The sequence below is a fragment of the Microbacterium sp. genome (assembly GCF_047602155.1).
In the GTDB taxonomy this organism is placed as follows: Bacteria; Actinomycetota; Actinomycetes; order Actinomycetales; family Microbacteriaceae; genus Microbacterium.
Genome location: NZ_JASGHZ010000001.1, coordinates 1,662,837 through 1,683,135, shown reverse-complemented (window position 1 = coordinate 1,683,135; position 20,299 = coordinate 1,662,837). Strand labels below are relative to the sequence as shown.

Annotated in this window: 15 protein-coding genes and 2 pseudogenes; 3 read left to right on the top strand and 14 right to left on the bottom strand. The window is 71.5% G+C overall.

The genetic code is table 11. The features are described from left to right. Positions 1–36: 36 nt before the first annotated feature. From QM720_RS07715 to QM720_RS07680, 8 genes are all read right to left on the bottom strand, one after another. Positions 37–1,119 (bottom strand): hypothetical protein, encoded by a 1,083-nt coding sequence (locus QM720_RS07715; RefSeq protein ID WP_415125533.1) that lies wholly within the window; start codon positions 1,117–1,119, stop codon positions 37–39. A 41-nt stretch (positions 1,120–1,160) separates the two neighbouring features. Further along, entirely contained in the window at positions 1,161–1,850 is a 690-nt protein-coding gene (locus tag QM720_RS07710) for a hypothetical protein (RefSeq protein WP_415125532.1), read from the bottom strand. Positions 1,851–1,853: 3 nt separating this feature from the next. After that, complete coding sequence (locus tag QM720_RS07705; protein ID WP_415127849.1) at positions 1,854–2,552, bottom strand: hypothetical protein; 699 nt, start codon at positions 2,550–2,552, stop codon at positions 1,854–1,856. Positions 2,553–2,657: 105 nt separating this feature from the next. Then, on the bottom strand, positions 2,658–3,149 hold the full coding sequence (locus tag QM720_RS07700; RefSeq protein WP_415125531.1) for a methylated-DNA--[protein]-cysteine S-methyltransferase: 492 nt from the start codon (positions 3,147–3,149) through the stop codon (positions 2,658–2,660). Positions 3,150–3,231: 82 nt separating this feature from the next. Then, the gene (locus tag QM720_RS07695; protein ID WP_415127847.1) at positions 3,232–4,740 is read right to left on the bottom strand and encodes a DNA-3-methyladenine glycosylase 2 family protein; all 1,509 of its coding nucleotides are present in this window, start codon (positions 4,738–4,740) and stop codon (positions 3,232–3,234) included. Positions 4,741–4,921: 181 nt separating this feature from the next. Continuing rightward, on the bottom strand, positions 4,922–6,523 hold the full coding sequence (gene purH, locus QM720_RS07690) for a bifunctional phosphoribosylaminoimidazolecarboxamide formyltransferase/IMP cyclohydrolase (protein WP_415125530.1): 1,602 nt from the start codon (positions 6,521–6,523) through the stop codon (positions 4,922–4,924). Positions 6,524–6,542: 19 nt separating this feature from the next. Next, positions 6,543–7,127 (bottom strand): phosphoribosylglycinamide formyltransferase, encoded by a 585-nt coding sequence (purN, locus tag QM720_RS07685; RefSeq protein WP_415125529.1) that lies wholly within the window; start codon positions 7,125–7,127, stop codon positions 6,543–6,545. Positions 7,128–7,298: 171 nt separating this feature from the next. After that, positions 7,299–8,642 (bottom strand): DUF6350 family protein, encoded by a 1,344-nt coding sequence (locus QM720_RS07680; protein ID WP_415125528.1) that lies wholly within the window; start codon positions 8,640–8,642, stop codon positions 7,299–7,301. Between the two features lie 110 nt (positions 8,643–8,752). On the opposite strand from QM720_RS07680, the gene QM720_RS07675 reads away from it, so the two are divergent. After that, positions 8,753–10,237 carry an NCS2 family permease gene (locus QM720_RS07675; RefSeq protein WP_415125527.1) on the top strand — a complete coding sequence of 495 codons (1,485 nt, stop codon included), beginning with the start codon at positions 8,753–8,755 and terminating at the stop codon, positions 10,235–10,237. Between the two features lie 152 nt (positions 10,238–10,389). Here the strand turns inward: QM720_RS07675 and sucD are convergent. Next, positions 10,390–11,291: pseudogene (gene sucD / locus QM720_RS07670) on the bottom strand (succinate--CoA ligase subunit alpha). A 38-nt stretch (positions 11,292–11,329) separates the two neighbouring features. After that, positions 11,330–12,496, bottom strand: a complete 1,167-nt coding sequence (gene sucC / locus QM720_RS07665) for an ADP-forming succinate--CoA ligase subunit beta (protein ID WP_415125526.1) — start codon at positions 12,494–12,496, stop codon at positions 11,330–11,332. Positions 12,497–12,645: 149 nt separating this feature from the next. On the opposite strand from sucC, the gene QM720_RS07660 reads away from it, so the two are divergent. After that, positions 12,646–13,323 carry a TetR/AcrR family transcriptional regulator gene (locus QM720_RS07660; RefSeq protein WP_415125525.1) on the top strand — a complete coding sequence of 226 codons (678 nt, stop codon included), beginning with the start codon at positions 12,646–12,648 and terminating at the stop codon, positions 13,321–13,323. 116 nt (positions 13,324–13,439) lie between these two features. Here the strand turns inward: QM720_RS07660 and QM720_RS07655 are convergent, their stop codons facing one another. Continuing rightward, complete coding sequence (locus QM720_RS07655) at positions 13,440–15,233, bottom strand: acyl-CoA dehydrogenase (RefSeq protein WP_415125524.1); 1,794 nt, start codon at positions 15,231–15,233, stop codon at positions 13,440–13,442. A 599-nt stretch (positions 15,234–15,832) separates the two neighbouring features. Between QM720_RS07655 and QM720_RS07650 the strand changes: the two genes are divergently transcribed. After that, a complete protein-coding gene (locus QM720_RS07650) occupies positions 15,833–16,204 on the top strand; it encodes a hypothetical protein (RefSeq protein ID WP_415125523.1) in 372 nt (123 codons plus the stop codon). Here QM720_RS07650 and QM720_RS07645 read toward each other — a convergent pair. The 3 genes and pseudogenes from QM720_RS07645 to QM720_RS07635 form a co-directional block, all read right to left on the bottom strand. Continuing rightward, positions 16,199–16,876, bottom strand: a pseudogene (locus tag QM720_RS07645) (ATP-dependent DNA ligase); the annotation flags it as partial. The gene QM720_RS07650 and the pseudogene QM720_RS07645 sit on opposite strands and share 6 nt — an antisense overlap. 246 nt (positions 16,877–17,122) lie before the next feature. Further along, entirely contained in the window at positions 17,123–17,515 is a 393-nt protein-coding gene (locus QM720_RS07640; protein ID WP_415125522.1) for a hypothetical protein, read from the bottom strand. A gap of 170 nt (positions 17,516–17,685) precedes the next feature. Then, on the bottom strand, positions 17,686–20,142 hold the full coding sequence (locus tag QM720_RS07635) for an ATP-dependent helicase (RefSeq protein WP_415125521.1): 2,457 nt from the start codon (positions 20,140–20,142) through the stop codon (positions 17,686–17,688). Positions 20,143–20,299: the final 157 nt, after the last annotated feature.

Below are 20,299 nucleotides of genomic sequence, written 5' to 3'. Positions count from 1 at the left end.
TCCTGGGGTAGAGGACGGATTCGGATTCGGGGTCAGTCATCCGATCACATCGGCGAGTGACCACGCGAGATCGACCTCGACCGCACCGGGCTTCGTTCGCCGCTCATCGACCCAGCTCACCGGAACCACCTGGACCGCCAACGTCAGATCCCCCGCCGACTCATCCCCGCACCACACGAGCGTCACACCCCTCGCACCCGCATCCGCCGGCTCGAAAGCCCACCACAACACCCGCGTCGCGCCCGCTCTCCGCAACGCCGCCGCATACGCGGCGATCCGGTCGCCTCCCCGATACGCGAGGTCGAAGGCCAGCGGCCGCCCCTCGTACTGCTCACACGCATCACTGACATCACTGCCGATCCGGTCGAACCGCCGCCGCTCCTCACCCGGATCGCGCCCACTTCCCGCAGGATTCGACTGTGCGGCCAACGGCAGAATGCGCACATCCCCACGCTCCAGCACATGAATGCCCGGACGAGGACGCCCGCCGCGCACCACCGCCTGAATCGCAGCCATGAGATCACGATCCCCCGCCGCGACGCGCCAGCCCGCGGCCTCCCCGACAGGCTCCCCCCGCACCACCCGACTGTCGGCGAACTCCTTCGCCGCCGTGATCGCATCCCACCCGAACCGCTCGACCACCGGCGGTGCCGACGCGGCCACCAGCGCCTCCCACCGCCCGAACTGCGGAACCGGAAGCCGCAGACCCGCGAGCTCGACCCCCGACACCTCCCGGAACCAATCCTCCTCCAACGGCGACGACACCAGCACCGACAGCACCCCGTCAGACCCCAACTCCTGCGTCACCGTCACGACACCCACGTATGGCACCCGCCACTGCGGATCGCCCTCCGGGTAGAAGACGTCGATGACCCGCCGGCACAGCAGCACGCCGCCGGACGCCTCCCACACCACCTCACGCAACGGCGTCTTCTGCGGCGTGTAGAACGTCAACGAAAACCGATATCCGCGCCGGCTGCCCGAGATATACAGCAGCCAGGCAAGGTCGTCGGCATCCGGAATGACATGCAACCCTTTCCCACTCCGATACGACTCGCGCGCTTCGACAGGGTCGAGATAGGGGTTCGCTTCGGGCACCTTGAGCGAGTAGTAGTCCACCGTCCTTGGGTAGCGGACGGCGCCGTCGCTGAGAAAGGTCTTCACGGAGTGAAACGATTCCACGATCCCCAACTGCCTCCCACGGACGGATCGGATGGGGTCGCTTCGGGATGAACGTCGAACACGGCTTCCGGCAGGCCTTCGGGGAGATAGCCACCGGGGATCCATTGCGCGTTGGCGCCGCCTTCGCTGCCCCGCGGCATCCTCAGGTTTCCGTTCAGCACTTCCTCGTAGCTGAAGTCCGCGCGCATGATGACGGAACCGTCATCGAAGTAGTCCTCGCCCAAGCCGAGCAGCACGCCGAGTGTCTTCTTGTCGCCGCCCGCTTGAGCAACCAAGTTGTCGATCTCAGACGTCGGGAAGACGAAGGTGGTGCCCCCGTTACCCGGGCCGTGACGGCCCAAACTGTCGGCCCTGTAGAACCGGGTCGCGCCGTCCTCGAACCGGGCGAGATGTTGCTTGATATAGTCCGCGTCGAGGTACTCCCCCGGATACGGGCGGTTGGGCTTGCCCGCCCCGACGACCCGGTCGGGCGTGTGCCAGGAGTCCTGCTTCCAGCCGTCGCGCAACGGCTGGGGGACATCCGTCGCGTCGAGGTCTTTGACCCGGCCGCTCGTGTGCGTCTGCTTCTGGCCGTGCTTGCGGAACATCTCCGCCAGCTGCCGGACGTGCACCGGCATGTCGTCGAGCGAGTTCTTCAGCGGGCGGATCACCGCACCCATGATGTGCATCGGTCAGTCCCCTCCGATGTTCAGGCTGGCGAGATCCGAGATGAGCCGGTCGGTCAGCGATTCGACGTCGGCGGCGTGCTGCTCCATCTCGCCCTGCGCCTGCTCCAGCGCCTGCAGGTCGGCGTAGAACTGGTCGGGGTCGCCCGCGACGGCCTCGACGATCGGAGACTCCAGCGCCGCCATCACGATGCCCGGCAGCTGCTCGGCCAGCGGCTCGATGACGAGGGGCAGCACCTGGTTCAGCACCTGCTCGATCGCGATGTCGACCGCCGCGTTGAGCAGCCGCTTCTTGATGATCAGCATCGGGCCGGCGCCGGCGGCCGTGATCGGGTTCGTCAGCATCGCGATGAGCGCGATCATCGTCGTGGTGACGTCCGCGATCACCTTGATCTTGAGGGCCAGCACGGCGCCCGCGGCGATCTCGATGCCCGTGGGCACCGGGCCGAGCAGATCCAGCAGCTTCTGCAGGTTCTGCGAGCGGTTGGTGTTCCACGCGCCCACGTAGGCGGGGCCAGCTTGGCCCTGCAGCGCCGCGGCGAGCTCGCCGTTCACCTTGCGGTCCATCGCCTGCAGCTTCGCCTCGAGCTCGCCGTGGAACACGCCGATCATGTGCCCGCCCCGGCGCAGCTCGTCCTCGTCGACGTCGGGCCAGTCGAACCCGAGCTTCTCCATCACCCAGATCAGCTCGTTCGGCAGCATCATTCCCACGGCGTCACCTCCCCGCATAGACCCTAGTGCAACGTCGTGCGAGGGCTCGATGGGGAGAACTCCCCACGCGATGCGCGCGGCCTCAGGCGGCCACGGCCCTCAAGCGGCAGCGGCCTCGCGGGCGAGCAGGGCGCGCTTGACCTCGACGCCCCACGCGAAGCCGCCCATGCCGCCGCCGGTGCGCAGCACGCGATGGCACGGCACGAACAGCGCCGGCGCGTTGCGCGCGCAGATGGATGCCGCCGCCCGCACCGCGCTCGGCGCCCCGAGGACGGTCGCGAACTCGGCGTAGGTCAGCGGCGCGCCCGGCGCGATGCGGCGCAGCGCCGCCCAGCCCACGAGCTGCCGCGCGGTGCCGGTCTGCGCGACCTCGACGGCGTCGATGGCATGCAGGTCGCCGCCGTAGTAGGCGCGGACGACGGCGGCGGCATCCGTCTCGGCCTCGCGCACCGGCGTCGGCGGGGTGCGCAGCCGCGCGAGGATGGCGGCCGGGTCGGCCGTCCATCCGCTGGACAGCACGCGCTGCCGGTCGTCGGCGAGGATCGTGAACGGGCCGTCGGGGGTCTCGATGGTCTGGATGAGGGCGGCCATGGGGTGCTCCTTCGTTTCTGCTGCAAAGATGCAGGACGGGGTGTGACAGGTGTGACCTCAGCGGGGTGTTTCGTCACTTCTGTCACCGGTGCTCCGACGGTTTTGCGGCGGCGCGCCAGAGGTGCGCCGTGAGGTAGCTGCGCCAGGGCGCGGCACGGACGGCCCAGGACTCGAATCCGCGCGGATCGGCCGGGATGCCGGCCGCCGCGGCGCCGGCGCGCACCGCGACATCGCCGGGCAGGGTGATGTCGGGGTCGCCGAGCACGCGCATGCGCACGTAGTCGGCGGTCCACGGGCCGATGCCGGGCCTCGCCAGCAGCGCCGCCCGCTGCGCGGCGCCGTCGTCGCCGCTCGTGAGCACGAGCGAGCCGTCGGCGAGCGCCGCGGCCGCACCCGTGATCGCGCGGATGCGGGCCGCCGGCCCGCGCAGCACCTCGGCACCGTGCTCGGCGATCGACGCCATCGTGGGGAACAGCCGGTCGTGTCCGTCGAAGCCGTCGACACGCTCCCCCAGCGCGTCGGTCAGCGCCGTCAGCACCGTCGTGGCGGCGGCGACGCTGATCTGCTGGCCCACCATCGCGCGGACGAGCATCTCGTGCGGGTCGGCGGCTCCGGGCACCCGGATGCCGGGCACCCGCGCCACGAGCGGCGCCACCTCGGGATGCGCGGCCAGCGCGGCATCGACCGCGATCGGGTCGGCGTCGAGGTCGAACAGGCGCCGCACGCGGGCGACGAGCACGGGCAGGTCGCGCAGGTGCGTCAGGCGCGCCCGCAGGCGCGGGCGGCCGGCCGCGTCGAGGCGCAGCTCGAAGCACGCGGGGCCGCCGGGCAGCCGCAGCGTGCGGGCGAACGCGTCGGCCGTGGCGCGTTCGACGCCGGCGACGGCGCGGGCGGCCATCCAGCAGAACAGGCCCGGCGCGTCGAACGGCCCGCGGTACGGCAGGACGAGGTCGATGGTCCCGGGGGTGTCGTATGCGTGGCCCGCCGCGATCCGGGGTTCTCCCGAGGTCGCCCCGTCCGTCGCGGGGCGATCCGCCCGGCGGCGGGCGCGCAGCTCGAGCGGCGGCATCCCGAACACCTCGCGAATGGTGTCGTTGAACTGGCGCACGCTCGCGAAGCCCGCCGAGAAGGCCACGTCGGCGGCGGAGAGGTCGGTGGCGACGAGCAGCATCCGTGCCGTGTGCGCGCGCTGCGCGCGGGCGAGAGCCAAGGGTCCGGCGCCGAGCTCGGCCGCCAGCAGCCGGGTGAGGTGCCGCGACGAGTATCCGAGCCGCCGCGCGAGCCCCGGCACGCCCTCGCGCTCGACGACGCCGTCGGCGATGAGCCGCATGGCGCGGCCCGCGACGTCGCCGCGCAGATTCCACTCCGGCGAGCCGGGTGCGGCCTCGGGCAGGCAGCGCTTGCAGGCGCGGTATCCGGCCTCGTGCGCGGCGGCCGACGTGGGGTAGAACGTGACGTTGGACGGCTTGGGCGTGCGCGCCGGGCACGACGGCCGGCAGTAGATGCCGGTCGAGCGCACCGCCGTGACGAACTGCCCGTCGAACCGCGCGTCGCGGGCGTCGATCGCCCGGTAGCGCTCGTCGAAGGTCATCGCCGTCGTGGTCACCTCCCTAGCCTGACACGCGGCATCCGCCCCCACTAGCGGAAATCAGCCACCACGGTAACCCCGACACCCACTCCCCGCGAAACAGCATCCGTGCACCGAGACTGCGACCGGCGGCTGCAGTCTCGGTGCACCGATGCAGTCTCGCGAACGGATGGGGAACGGCGGGTCAGTGGAAGAAGTGGCGCTCGCCGGTGAAGAACATCGTGACGCCGGCGGCGCGGGCGGCGTCGATGACCTCGGCGTCGCGGACCGACCCGCCGGGCTGCACGATCGTGCGGATGCCCGCGTCGATCAGCACCTGCGGCCCGTCGGCGAACGGGAAGAACGCGTCGGATGCCGCCACCGAGCCCGCGGCGCGGTCGCCCGCCCGCTCCACGGCGAGGCGGCACGAGTCCACGCGGTTGACCTGCCCCATGCCGATGCCGACCGTCGCCGACCCCTGCGCCAGCACGATCGCGTTCGACTTGACGGCGCGGCACGCCTTCCACGCGAAGATGAGGTTCTCCATGTGGTCGGGGCGCTCGCCCGAGACGAGCTCCCAGTCCTTCGCGACGGACTCGATGTCGTCGGGGAAGCGGTCGGCATCCTGCAGCAGCAGTCCGCCCGAGAGCAGCCGCACGTCCATCGGCTCCTGGCGCCAGTCGGCGGGCAGGCGTAGCACGCGCAGGTTCTTCTTGAGCGTGAAGACCTCCAGCGCCTCGGGCTCGAAGTCGGGGGCGACGATGACCTCGGTGAAGATGTCGCGGAGGTTCTCGGCCATCTTCAACGTCACCGTCCGGTTGGCGGCGATGACCCCGCCGAACGCCGACACGGGGTCGCACTCGTGCGCGCGCAGGTGCGCCGAGGCGATCGGGTCGAGCGCGTTGGGCGCCGCGACGGCGATGCCGCAGGGGTTCGCGTGCTTGATGATGGCGACGGCCGGCTTGACCATGTCGAACGCGGCACGGAGGGCGGCATCCGCGTCGACGTAGTTGTTGTAGCTCATCTCCTTGCCCTGCAGCTGCTCCGCCTGGGCGATGCCGTGGCCGCCGATGCGGCTGTACAGGGCGGCGCGCTGGTGCGCGTTCTCGCCGTAGCGCAGCGTCGCGAGGCGCTCGGCCTTGATCGTGAGGTGCTGCGGCAGGTCGCCCTCGTCGACGAGCGTCTCGCCGGCGAACCAGGTGGCGACGGCACGGTCGTAGGTGGCGGTGTGCGTGAACGCGCGCGCGGCGAGCTCGCGCCGCTGGGCGAGCGTCGTGCCGCCCTGGCCCAGCGCGTCGATGAGAGCCGGGTACGACTCGGGCGAGACGGCGATCGCGACGTTGGCGAAGTTCTTCGCCGACGCGCGCACCATCGCGGGGCCGCCGATGTCGATCTGCTCGACGACGGCGTCACCGGTGGCCCCGGATGCCACGGTCTCGACGAACGGGTACAGGTTCACGACGACGAGCTCGAACGGCAGGATGCCGAGCTCGTCGAGCTGCCGCTCGTGGTCGGCGAGCCGCAGGTCGGCGAGCAGGCCCGCGTGCACGCTCGGGTGCAGGGTCTTGACGCGGCCGCCGAGCGACTCCGGGAAGCCGGTGACCTCGGCGACGTCCGTGACCTCGAGCCCGGCCTCGCGCAGCAGCGACGCCGAGCCGCCGGTGGACACGATCTCCACCCCGGATGCCGCCAGCGCCTGAGCGAGCGGCAGCAGGCCGGTCTTGTCGCTGACCGAGATCAGCGCGCGACGGATCGGCACGACGTCGCGCGGGCGGTAGAGGGTGGGGTCGATGGTCGGACCGGCCATGCGCAGCTCCAGGTTCGTTTCAGGTCGTGGTGAGGTCGAGTTCGCCCGTCGCGATGCGGCGGACGACGTCGATCAGCAGGCGCCGCTCGACGGGCTTGATGCGGTCGTGGAGGGTGTGCTCGGTGTCGCCGGGCAGCACGGGGACGCGCTCCTGCGCGAGGATCGGGCCGGTGTCGACGCCGGTGTCGACGACGATGACGCTCGCCCCGGTCTCGGTGACGCCGGCATCCAGCGCATCGCGCACGCCGTGCGCACCGGGGAACTCGGGCAGGTATGCGGGGTGCGTGTTGATGATCCGCGGCGACCAGGCCTCGACGACGGATGCCGGCAGCAGCCGCATCAGCCCGCTCAGCACGACGAGGTCGGGGTTCCACACCTCGAGCTGGGCCTGCAGCTCGGCGCCCCAGTGCTCGCGCGTCTCGAACTGCCGGAACGGCACCAGGAACGTGGGGATGCCGAACGCCTCGGCATGCTCGAACCCGTCGGCCTGGCGGTCGGCCCCGACGACGACGACGCGCGCCGGGAAGGCCGGGTCGGCGGCGGCTTCGAGCAGGGCCCGCAGGTTCGAGCCGGTGCCCGAGATGAGGACGGCGACCGTGAGCACCCGCCCAGTCTACCGGCGCACGCCCCCTCCGCCCCCACCCCGGTCCCCGTGCCTGCCCCGCCCCACCCTCCCCTCGCGAAACCTCGCAAATGTCCGCTTTCGACCCGGCTTTCGGGGTATTTGCCGGACATCTGTGAGGTTTCGCGAGACCTCAGAAATGTCCGGGGCGGATCAGGGCTCGTCGTGGGGGAAGCGGGGGCCTGTGGGCGGGAACGGCCGCGTCTCGGCGTCGTCCGGGGGCGCGGCGGGCGCCAGCGCGGCGCTCCCCGGTGCGGCGGGCTCGGCGACGGGGGCCGGCTCGTCCTCCGCATCGCGACGTGCGCGGGCGGGAGAGAACAGGGCGATCGCCGCGCCGACGGCCAGCTCCAGGCCGACCGCGAAGGCGACGGGCCCCGCCGCCGGCCCGACGGCCGCCAGGCGCTCGGGGCCGATCGCGCCCGAGGCGCAGACGGCGAGCAGCGCCGCACCCGCACCGCCCAGCACGGCGACGGCGGCGAGCACGACCAGCCGAGGCGCGCTGCGGCGCACAGAGCCGTCACGCACCAACCGCGCCCGCCCGGCCCACCCGGCGAGAAACCCGACGGCGACGATCGCGAGGGCGAGCAGCAGCATCCACGGCGAGACCGTCTCGGGGATGATCCCGAGCAGGGGGATGCCGGGCACCACCCCGAGCGACGTCCCCGCGGGCGACACGGCCGTGCCGGCACCGACGGCGAACCCCGGCCCGGCGGCGAACGCCGCCCCCCACACGACGAGCGTCGGCAGGTAGGCCAGCTGACCCAGCGTCACGACGGTGGCGCCGAGAGCGTCGACGTGCGCCGCCTCGTAGAGCGCGATGACCTCTCCCCCGCGCAGCACCAGCGCGACGGCGACGAGCAGCGCCCCGACGCCGACCACGCCGGCGACAGCCACCCCGAGCGCTCGTCCCGCCGCCGCGGGCACCGGCGCCCACGCGGGCGATCCGCTGACCCGCGCCCGCAACCCGTCGACGACGCCGTCGTCGCCGTGCCGCCACGCGCCCACGACGGCGCCGCCCAGCGCGGGCAGCGCGAACACGAGGACAGGCAACAGCAGCGACTGCCAGCCGTAGACGAGGGCGACGGTGCCCGCCGACGTCGCCCACAGCCCCGCGGCCACCGCCGCGGCCACGACCGTCCCGCTGGCGACGCCGACGATCCATGCGCCCGCGCGCGCGGCGCGCGCGCCCGACCGCGCCGCGAAGACCGCCGTGAACGCCGCGAATCCCAGCGGCGCCAGTGACAGCACGAAACGAGACGCCTCGGCCGGGATGCCGGCGGCCGCCAGATACTCGTCGCCCAGCACGAGGTGCAACGGCACGAAGTGCCCGAGCTGCCAGACCCGCACCGCCGCGGGCCACAGCGCGCCCCAGTCGGCGGAGCCGCCGAATCCGAGCACCCAGAACACCGTCAGCGGCGCGAGCGCCGCGGCCACGCCGACGGCCGCCGCGATCACAGCGTCGACGGCGGACAGAAGAGCAACGAGCAGGCGATTCATGCGGGTTCGACCCTACCCAGCCCGCCCCGCGTAACACTGCGGACTCGCAGAGCCGGTAGCTTTTGCGCAGAAGACCCATCACGCAGGCGCCCTTTTGCGCAGGAGGATCAATGCCCACGTCATCCGATTCGGCGTCCCGCATCGCCGACGCCGCACCGCAGAACACGCCGCCGAGCGACAAGCCGGGAGGCGTTCTCGACCGCTACTTCGACATCACCCGCCGCGGCTCCACGGTCGGCGCCGAGATCCGAGGAGGTGTCGTCACCTTCGTGACGATGGCCTACATCGTCATCCTGAACCCCATCATCCTGTCCGGAACGCCCGACATCGAGGGCACCGAACTGTCGTTCGCCGCCGTCGGCGCCGTCACGGCGCTGACGGCCGGCGTCATGACGATCCTGTTCGGCCTCGTCTCGCGGCTGCCGTTCGCGTTCGCGGCGGGCCTCGGCATCAACGCGTTCGTCGCGTTCAGCATGGTCGGCGAAGTCACGTGGAAAGAGGCGATGGCGCTCGTCGTCATCAACGGCCTCATCATCGTGCTACTCGCCGCGACGGGGCTGCGGAAGCTGATCTTCGACGCCGTCCCCGTGCAGCTCAAGCTCGCCATCACCGTCGCGATCGGCCTGTTCATCGCGTTCATCGGCTTCGTCAACTCGGGCCTCGTCACCGCGACCGGCGCCGCCTCGCCGCCCGTCGGGCTCGGTCAGGGCGGATCGGTCGCCACCGTCCCGACGCTCATGTTCGTGCTCACGCTGCTGCTGACCGGCATCCTCGTCGCGCGCAAGGTCAAGGGCGGCATGCTCATCGGCCTCGTCGCCGGCACGGTGCTGTCGATCATCGCCGAGGCGATCTGGCACCTCGGGTCCGCGGTCGACAACCCCGGCGGCTGGGGTCTGACCATCCCGGCCCTGGACGGGTCGCCGGTGAGCGTCCCCGACCTCAGCCTCATCGGCGCCGTCGACTTCGGGTTCGACTACGGCAAGGTCGGCATCGTGGCGCTCGTCATGCTCGTGTTCACGCTCGTGTTCTCGAACTTCTTCGACGCGATGGGCACCATGACGGGCCTCGCGAAAGAGGCCGGGCTGGCGAACGAGAAGGGCGATTTCCCCCGCATCACGTCGGCGCTGATCGTCGAGGGCGTCGGCGCCGTGCTCGGCGGTGCGACCTCGGCGTCGTCGAACACGGTGTTCATCGAATCGGGCTCGGGCATCGGCGAGGGCGCCCGCACCGGCTTCGCGAACATCGTCACCGGCGGCCTGTTCCTGCTCGCGATGTTCTTCACGCCGCTCACCTCGATCGTGCCGAGCGAGGTCGCCGCGGCGGCGCTGGTGATCGTGGGCGCCATGATGATGGCGCAGATCTCGCACATCGACCTCAGCGACTTCCGGGTGCTGCTGCCGGTGTTCCTCACCACGACGATCATGCCGTTCACGTACTCGATCGCGAACGGCATCGGCGCCGGCTTCATCAGCTGGGTCGTGCTGCACGCCGTGTCGGGCAAGGGCAAGACCGTGAGCCCGCTGCTGTGGGGCGTCGCAGCCGGCTTCGTCGTCTTCTTCGCCCGCGGCCCCATCGAGGCCCTCATCGGCGGCTGACGCGGCGGCGCCGGCCCCGCAAGCCGGCCCGCCGCAAGAATGCAGGAGCACCTGTGACTGATCGCCGCTCACCGGGGAGGTGAGTGCACTTCTGTCACAGGCGCTCCTGCAAAATGGCGGCGCCGACCTGTGGCGCCGCGCGGCGCCGGGCGCTAGAGGGTCGCGATGATCTCGCGCATGAGGTCGGCCGTCTCCGACGGCGTCTTGCCCACGCGCACGCCGGCGGCCTCGAGGGCCTCCTTCTTGGCCTGCGCCGTGCCCGCCGAGCCCGACACGATCGCGCCGGCGTGGCCCATGGTCTTGCCCTCCGGCGCCGTGAATCCGGCGACGTAGCCGACGACGGGCTTCGTCACGTTCGCCCGGATGAAGTCGGCCGCGCGCTCTTCGGCGTCGCCGCCGATCTCGCCGATCATGACGATCGCCTTCGTCTCGGGGTCGGCCTCGAACGCGGCGAGCGCGTCGATGTGCGTCGTGCCGATGATGGGGTCGCCGCCGATGCCGATGGCCGTCGAGAAGCCGATCTCGCGCAGCTCGTACATCATCTGGTAGGTCAGGGTGCCCGACTTCGAGACGAGGCCGATCGGCCCTTGCCGGTGATGTTCGCCGGCGTGATGCCCACGAGCGCCTCGTCCGGCGTGATGATGCCCGGGCAGTTCGGCCCGATGATGCGGGTCTTGTTGCCCTTGGACTGCGCGTATGCCCACGCTTCGGCAGTGTCGCCGACCGGCACGCCCTCGGTGATGACGACGAGGAGCGGAATCTCGGCGTCGATGGCCTCGACCATCGCGTCCTTCGTGAATGCCGGCGGCACGAACGCGATCGACACGTCGGCGCCGGTGGCTTCGATCGCCTCGGCGACCGAGGCGAAGACGGGCAGCTCGACGGGGTTGCCGGCGGCATCCGTGTGCACCACCGTCGTGCCCGCCTTGCGGGCGTTCACGCCGCCGACGACCTGCGTGCCGGCCTTGAGCATGAGCGCCGTGTGCTTCGTGCCCTCGCCGCCGGTGATGCCCTGGACGATGACCTTGGAGTCCTTGTTGAGGAAGATAGACATGTTGTGCTTTCTGGTCCCTGAGCTTGTCGAAGGGTGGGTCAGGCGTTCGCCAGTTCGGCGGCCTTGTCGGCGCCCTGGTCCATGGTCTCGGCGAGGGTCACGAGGGGGTGGTTCGCATCGCGGAGGATCGCGCGTCCCTCCTCGACCTTGTTGCCGTCCAGGCGCACGACGAGCGGCTTCGTGGCGGTCGCCCCCAGCTCGGCGAGCGCACCGACGATGCCCTTCGCGACGGCGTCGCACGCCGTGATGCCGCCGAAGACGTTGACGAACACGCTCTTGACCTGCGGGTCGCCCAGGATGACGTCGAGACCCGCCGCCATGACCTCGGCCGACGCGCCGCCGCCGATGTCGAGGAAGTTGGCCGGCTTCACGCCGCCGTGGTTCTCGCCCGCGTAGGCGACGACGTCGAGCGTCGACATCACGAGGCCCGCGCCGTTGCCGATGACGCCCACCTGACCGTCGAGCTTGACGTAGTTGAGGTCGTTCGCCTTCGCCTTGGCCTCGAGGGGGTCGGCGGCATCCTTGTCCTCCAGGAGCGCGTGACCGGGATGCCGGAAGCCAGCGTTCTCGTCGAGCGACACCTTGCCGTCGAGGGCGACGATCTCGCCGTCGGCCGTGAGCACCAGCGGGTTGACCTCGACGAGCGTCGCGTCCTCGCCCTTGTAGACGTTGTAGAGCTTGACGAACACGTCGCTGACCTTGTCGACGAGGTCGGCGCCGAAGCCCGCCGCCTCGGCGATCTCGACGGCCTTCGCCTTGTCGATGCCGGTGCCCGGGTTGACCTCGATGCGCGCCAGCGCCTCGGGCTTCTCGACCGCGAGCTGCTCGATCTCCATGCCGCCCTCGACGCTCGCGAGACTCAGGTACGAGCGATTGGCGCGGTCGAGCAGCACCGAGAAGTAGTACTCCTTGTCGATGCGGGCGCCCGCGGCGACCATGACGCGCCCCACGACGTGACCCTTGATGTCGAGGCCGAGAATCGCCTTCGCCGCCTCGTACGCCTCGTCGGGGCTCTTCGCGACCTTGACGCCGCCGGCCTTGCCACGGCCGCCGGTCTTGACCTGGGCCTTGACGACGACGACCCCGCCGCCGAGCTTCTCGGCCGCTGCCTTCGCCTCCTCGGGGGTGTCGGCGACGATGCCGGCGAGCACCGGCACCTCGTACTTCTCGAACAGGTCTCGTGCCTGGTACTCGTACAGATCCACGGGCAATCCTTCGCTGGCGGCGGTGGGGTTTCGGTGCCGAAAGAATCTCGATGTCGAGATATCGACCGGTTCCCCAGCTTAGTACGCGCGGCTGAGCGCCCGTGCTCGCTGGGGTCGCGGCGGAGCTTCGCCGGTAGGCTTTCAGCACCATGAGTGACGCCCTGCCCACCTCCGCCCGCAACGCGGTCGTCGCCGCCGCGCTCGACCTGTTCGTCGCGCAGGGCTTCGAGGCCACCTCGGTGGAGCAGATCGCCCAGGCCGCCGGCGTCTCGCGGTCGACCTTCTTCCGCCAGTTCGGCGGAAAGGACGACGTCGTCTTCAGCGACCACGACGTGCTGCTGGCCGAGTTGCGGGCCTTCCTCGACACGACCGCGCCCGATCCGCACGAGAATCCCTGGGCCGCAGCCTGCGCGGCATCCGTCAAGGTGTTCCGCCACTTCGCCGCCGAGCCCGAGCTCGCGCGCCGCCGCTACGCCGTCGTGCGGCAGGTGCCGGCGCTGCGCGACCGCGAGATCGTGACGGTCTTCCAGTACGAGCGGCTGTTCGACGACTACCTGCGCGCGGCGCTGCCCGGCCTCGACCCGATCGACGCCGTCGCCTTCTCGGCCGCGGTCACCGCCGTGCACAATCACGTGCTGCGACGCCTCCTGCGCGGCACCGAAGAGGTGCCCGAGTCGGTGCTCACCGATGCCTACGACGCACTCCTGCACCGCTTCGGCGTCCACCCCGACGGCGAGCACGCGCGGGTCGACGACGTCGTCGTCGCCGTCTTCCCCCGCCGGATGCCGGGCGCCGAGGTCGCCCGCCGCGTCCGCGACGCCCTGTAGCCCGCGGGTCAGGTCTTTCTTCCGTGAAACAGCACCCGTGCACCGAGACTGCAGCCGTCGACGGCAGTTTCGGTGCACGGATGCCGTCTCGCTGAAAGGGGCGGGCGGATGCCGGGTCAGGCGGTCTCGCCGGAGGCGACGGTCTCGGCCAGGGCGTGCACGCGCGGCAGGTGGTGCGCGCCGTAGAAGTCGGCCAGCGTGAGGCGGGCCGCATCCGCGGCACCCGCGGCACCATCGTGCGCGAGCACGGCGGCACCATCGTGCGCGAGCGCGGCGGCACCATCGTGCGCGAGGACGGCGGTGACGGCGAGCGCGTGCATCCAGCCGCCGGCCAAGACCCCGAGCAGCATGAGGTACGGCACAGCGACCGCGTGCGCATCCCGCGGCGAACCGAAGCCGACGAGGTCGGCGGTGGCGCGCCGGGCGGCGGCCACGGCGCGCTCGAGGCGGTCGGCCGTGCGTGCCGCGACCGCGGCACCGGCGCCCCCGGCCGCGCCGCCGCCGAGCCCGGCCAGCACCGCGACGGTCTCGTCGATCTGCCGGAACAGCGTCTCGGCGGTGACCCCGCCGTCGCGGATCACCTTGCGCCCGATGAGATCGTTCGCCTGAATCCCCGTCGTGCCCTCGTAGATCGGCATGATGCGGGCGTCGCGGTAGTGCTGCGCGGCGCCGGTCTCCTCGATGAAGCCCATGCCGCCGTGCACCTGGATGCCTTCGCTCGCGACGGTGACGGCATCCTCCGTCGCCCAGCCCTTGAGGATCGGCACGAACAGTTCGGCGAGCCTGGTCAGCCCGGCATCCTGCTCGGCGCGGTCGAACAGGTCGCCGACGTACACGCCGAGGGCCCGCATCGCGAACACCTCGCTGCGCATCGACAGCAGCAGACGCCGCACGTCGGGGTGCTCGGCGATCGGCGCCCCGGCATCCCTTCCCACCACGGCACCTTGTATGCGCTCAGCGGCATACGCTGCCGCCTGCTGATATGCCCGATCGGCGATACCCGTCGCCTGGAAGCCCATCCCGATGCGGGCGGCGTTCATCATGACGAACATGCCGGCGAGACCCCCGCCGAGCTGTCCGACGAGGTAGCCGGTGGCATCCTCGTACGACAGCACGCAGGTCGGCGAGCCGTGGATGCCGAGCTTGTGCTCGATCGCCACCGTCTCGACCGCGTTGCGCGCCCCCAGCGAGCCGTCGGGGTTCACGAGCACCCGCGGCGCGACGAACAGCGACAGACCCTTGGCGCCCTCCGGCGCTCCGGGCGTGCGCGCGAGCACGAGGTGCACGATGTTCTCGGCGATGTCGTGGTCGCCCCACGTGATGAAGATCTTCTGACCCCGGATGCCGTAGCTGCCGTCCGGGCGCGGCGTCGCCAGCGTGCGGATCGCGCCGAGGTCGGTGCCGGCCGCCGGCTCGGTGAGGTTCATCGTGCCGGTCCACCGGCCCGACACGAGCTTGCTCAGGTAGGTCTGGCGGATCTCGTCGCTGGCCGCGGCATCCAGGGCATGGATCTGCCCCGCCGTCAGCAGCCAGCACAGCGCGAAGGCCGCGTTGGAGGCGTTCCAGATCTCGCCGAGCCCGGCCCGCACCGACCCGGGCAGTCCGTCGCCGCCCGCGCTGACGGGGGCTTCGGCTGTAACCCAGCCGGCCTCGACGAAGGCCCGGTATGCCTCGGCGAACCCGTCGGGCATGCGCACCTCGCCGTCAACGAGCCGCGCGCCCTCGCGGTCGCCGACCTCCTGCAGCGGAGCGAGCACGGATGCCGCGAACTCCCCCGCGCCGGCGATCACGTCGGCCCCGTCCTCCGCGGTGAGCTCGCCGCCGGTCGCGCGGGCGACGATGTCGAGCCCGAACGCCTCGCCGTACAGGAACGCGTAGTCGTCGACGGGCGGCTGGTAGGCGCTGGCCATGGTGCTCCTCAGGGATGTGGTGAGACTCAGAGTCAGTTTAGGTGAAACCGCGTCTCAGAGGAAGGCGCCTCGGGCGCCTCGGTCGCGTCGGTCGCGTCGGTCGCCCCGGGACGGATGCCGGATCTCCGCGCGCCCCGCTGCGCCCTCATCCGTCACGAATCACGCCCAAAGCCCCGGATAACCGCGATCTGCGACGGACGAAGCCCCGGCCCCGCCCTTCATCCGTCACGAACCGCGCCGAAAGCCGCGAATGGCCGTGGTTTCAGCCGGATGAACCGCGGCCACCCCGTCACGCCCGCCGGTGAGGAGCGACGGCGGCCACGCGAGGCGGAGGAACCCGGGCCAGGATCGACCCCTGCGCTGCGAGATCGCCGCCCCGATGCTCGCGGGGGTGGTCACGGCCGTGCCCGACCCCGCGAAATCGCCCGGCGGCACTCCGAGTTCGAGCAGCTGCCGGCCGGCATCCCGAGTCCCGTCCCGGTCACGCACGAGACCCGCGATCGCGACCTCGCCGGGCGCTGGCTCGCCCAGCTCGAGGGCGCCGGGCTCGGCGGCGCGGTCGCCAAGCCGCTCGATGCGCCGCGCCCGGCAAGCGTACGATGTTCACGATCACGCACGCGCGCGCCGCCGGCATCGTGCTGCTCGGATACCGCATCCACAATCCCCGCACCCTCGCCACGGATCGCCGAAGCGCTCCGCGTGGGCTCCGCGGCGCCGGGTCGCTGCCGGTCGGACTGTTCGACGCCGAGGGGCGGCTGCACGACGTCGGCGGGGTCTCCGCCGTCAGCGATGCCCGCCGCCTCGACCTCATCGACGAACTCGCCCCCTCGTGGCGATGGATGCCGGCAGCCCCGCCCAGCCAGCCCGAGCGGTTCACGGTTCACGGCGTCGTCCGCGCGGCGCCCAAAGCCCGATACGACCCGGCACTTCGCGTTCGGGGAGCGCAAATGGTTCCGTTCGAGGCCCTATGACGACCAGTTGCGCTCCCCGAAGGCCAGGCGTCGGCGACGGGGCGGTTCGCCGAGCCCGTCGGCCAGGTCGCGCCGCCACCACCCCAGCAGGGTGTCGATGCGCCCCGGCGCCTGCTCCGACGAAGCCAGGAGTCGCCGATCCGCGCCCGCCGCTCGGGCACCGTCCGCACGGTGAACGCCGCCGGGTCGACGTCGTCCCACATGAATCGGCGTCGACACCGTCGCCGTCGACAGGGCGCGCGAGCTGTCGGCGCCCGCCATCGTGCGGTCGCGACCTGCCTGATTGACGTCGACGAAGATGCGCTGACCGCGCTCCTGCTTCCACCCGCTTACGGTGACCTTCTCCGGCATCCGTCGTTCCAGCTCGCGGCCGGCGGCGATGACGGCGTGCCGGACGTCGAGGGTTTCGTGCGTCGGCTCGATCGGGCAGAAGACAGGGATGCCGCGGCTTCCGCTCGTCTTCAGCCACACCTCGAGGCCGGCCTCGCGCAGCACCTCCCGCAGCACCGGGGCCACGACGACGACCTCGGCGAAGGCCGTTCCCGGCTGCGGGTCGAGGCCGATCCGCAGGCCGACGGGGTTGTCGGTGTCGGTCGCAAGCGGGGCCCACGGGTGGAAGACGACCGTGTTCATCTGGATCGCCCACACGATCGCGGCCGCCTCGTCGAGCACCCGCCGGTCGCCCCGCGAGCGAAGCGAGACGAAACGGCGTGAGCCGACGTGGGACGTCTCGTCTCGCGCCTGCGGCACTCGCTCAACGACCGGAGGGTAGTCCCCGGCCGGCATCCCCTTCTCGGCCCGCGAGGGCGAGCACCGGGGCGAGCACGTCACGGTCGAGCTCGATCCACGGCCCGCCCGGGTCGACGACGAGGCCGAGCGCGGGGTCGGCGGCGAGGGCGCGGCCGAGCTGCTCGGGCGTCAGCGGAACCGGCCGGTCGCCGCGCCCGAGTGCGACGACCTCGAGCGGGTGGGAGAAGACCTCCAGCCGGCGCTGCCCGCCGGGCGTGCGCGCCTCGGCGAGGCCGATGCGGCCCTCGGCGTCGGTGCCGGCGGCGCGGTCTCCGCCGGGCGCCGCGGCGGCGGCGGAGCACCGAAGGCCGACACCGAGATGCCCACCTGCGGTACCGCCTCCTCGACCACGTCGGGCGCGGATGCCACATCCTCGACCACGGCAGCGGATGCCGCCTCCTCGACCACGGCAGCGGATGCCGCCTCCTCGACCACGGGCGCGGATGCCGCCTGTTGCGCCCCCGCCGTCGGCGCAACAGGCTCGCCGGGCTCAGCCCGGCCGCGACGCGAGAACAATGCCATTGTCCGAGCCTACGTCGCCGCACGGCTGCGGACACTCGGGTCCGCGAACACACCGCCGCGAGACTGCAACGGTGCACCGAGACTGCAACTGCCGGCTGCAGTCTCGGTGCACGGATGCAGTTTCGCGGCGAGGGAGGCGCAGCGAGGGGCGGGGCGGCGGGCGGGGGAGGCTAGAGCTTGGTGATCGGGGCGACCTTGATGAGGAGCTTCTTCGCGCCGGCGGTGTCGAACCGCACGTGGGCGATGCGCTTGGCGCCCTCACCGGTGACCAGGTCGACGCGCCCGTCCCCGAAGTCGTCGTGACGGATGCGGTCGCCCGCCGCCAGCTCCAGGTCGCTGTTGTCGCGCAGCTTCGCCGGGATGCGGTTCGCGAACTTCGTCACGTCCCCGGCCGGACGCTCGCGGCGCGGCAGCGGCACGAGGTCGTCGCCGTAGCGCGACCCGCCGAAACCCCCGGAGCCCGACCCGCCGAACCCACCGGGCCGCCGGGCGCCGGGCGCCCGCGACGGCATGCCGCCCCGAGAGTTGACGTCGCCCGGCGACTGCCGCCAGTCGATCAGCTCGTGCGGGATCTCCTGCAGGAACCGGCTCGGCATCGCCACCGACACCTCGCCGAACTGCGCCCGGGTCATCGCGAGCGACAAGTGCAGGCGCGTGCGGGCCCGCGTGAGCGCGACGTAGAACAGCCGCCGCTCCTCCTGCGGACCGCCCGGCTCGCCGGCCGAGATCCGGTGCGGGATCAGATCCTCTTCCACCCCGGTGACGAACACGGCGTCGTACTCCAGGCCCTTCGCCGTGTGCATCGTCATGAGCGACACCGAACCCGACGCGTCGTCGAGGTCATCGGCATCCGACACGAGCGCGACCTCGGTGAGGAAGTCGAGCACCGTCCCCTCGGGGTTGTTCCGCGCGAACTCGCGCGTGACGGCGACGAGCTCGTCGAGGTTCTCGACGCGCGCCTCGTCCTGCGGATCCTTCGACCGGCGCAGGGCGTCGAGGTATCCGGACTTGTTCAGCAGCAGGTTCAGCCCCTCGGTCACCGACACCGATGACGGCACCTCCCCGGATGCCGGCAGCAGCACCGCCGTCGCCTCGGTCAGCACGGCATCCAGCTGCGCGATCGCGGCCTGGATCTTCGGGCCGACGCCCAGCGCCGGCGCGTTCGCGAGCGCGTCGCGGAACGTCATGCCCTGCTCCGCGGCGTAGCGTGCGATCGCCGTCTCGGTGACGTCGCCGATGCCGCGCCGCGGCTTGTTCAGGATGCGCCGCACCGAAAGGTCGTCGGCGGGGTTCGCGACGGCGATGAGGTAGGCGAGGGCATCCTTGATCTCGGCGCGCTCGTAGAACTTCGTGCCGCCCATGATCTTGTACGGCACCGCGGCGCGGATGAAGATCTCCTCCAGCGCGCGCGATTGCGCGTTGGTGCGGTAGAAGACGGCCACCTCGCCGTAGGCGAGACCGCGGCGGTGCAGCGCGTCGATCTCGTCGGCGACGAACTGCGCCTCGTCGTGCTGCGAGTAGCCGGTGAACCCGACGATCGGCTCGCCCGCGCCGACGTCGGTCCACAGCTTCTTGTCCTTGCGGTCGAAGTTGTTGCTGATGACGGCGTTCGCCGCGCTGAGGATGTTCTGCGTCGACCGGTAGTTCTGCTCCAGCAGCACGACCTTGGCGCCCGGATAGTCGCGTTCGAACTCGGTGATGTTGCGGATGTCGGCCCCGCGGAACGCGTAGATCGACTGGTCCGAGTCGCCGACGACGGTCAGCGACGCGCCCTCGCTCTCGTCGAGCAGCGCGCCCACGTCCTCGATGGGCCGGGTCAGCTCGTGGATGAGCGCGTACTGGGCGTGGTTGGTGTCCTGATACTCGTCGACGAGGATGTGGCGGAACCTGCGCCGGTACACGTCCGCCACGTGCGGGAACGCGCGGAACAGGTACACCGTCTGCGCGATCAGGTCGTCGAAATCGAACGCGTTCGCCCGCTGCAACGAGCGCTGGTAGTCGGCGAAGATCTCCGCGAACAGCCGCTCGGCCGGGTCGCCGAGGTTGGCGGATCGCGCGAACGACTCGGCATCGGCCAGCTCGTTCTTCAGCTTCGAGATGCGGCTCTGCACGGATGCCGGCGTCAACCCGAACGCGTCCGCCTCGTGCTGCTTCACCAGGCGCTTGACGAGGGCGCGCGAGTCGCCGGAGTCGTAGATCGTGAAGTTGCGGGTGAACCCGAACTGCTCGGCCTCGCGACGGAGGATGCGCACGCACGCGGAGTGGAACGTCGAGATCCACATCCCCTGCGCCGTGTCGCCGATGAGCTGCCGCACGCGCTCGCGCATCTCGCCGGCGGCCTTGTTCGTGAACGTGATGGCGAGGATCTGGCTCGGCCACGCCTCGCGGCCGCGCAGCAGGGAGGCGATGCGGCGGGTGAGCACGCTCGTCTTGCCCGACCCGGCCCCCGCGACGATCAGCAGCGCCCGGCCACGATAGGTGACGGCCTCGCGCTGCGGCGGGTTGAGGCCCGCGAGCAGGTCGTCGTCGAGGCGGGCGGCACCGGGCTGCGGCCCGGACTCTTCGGGCGCGGGCGGCAACGTCCCGCCGGCCCTGCCGACGATGACGGGCTTGAGGGGTTCAGTCATGACCCTTCGAGTGTAGGCGCGGCCGCCGACACCGCGGTCGGCGCGGCGCCGCCCGCCAAGATGCAGGAAGACCTGTGACTGGTGTGGTTTCACCCCGCCCCGACGCCACTTCTGTCACAGGTGCTCCTGCACGTTGGCGGCCGCACCCACACGCCGG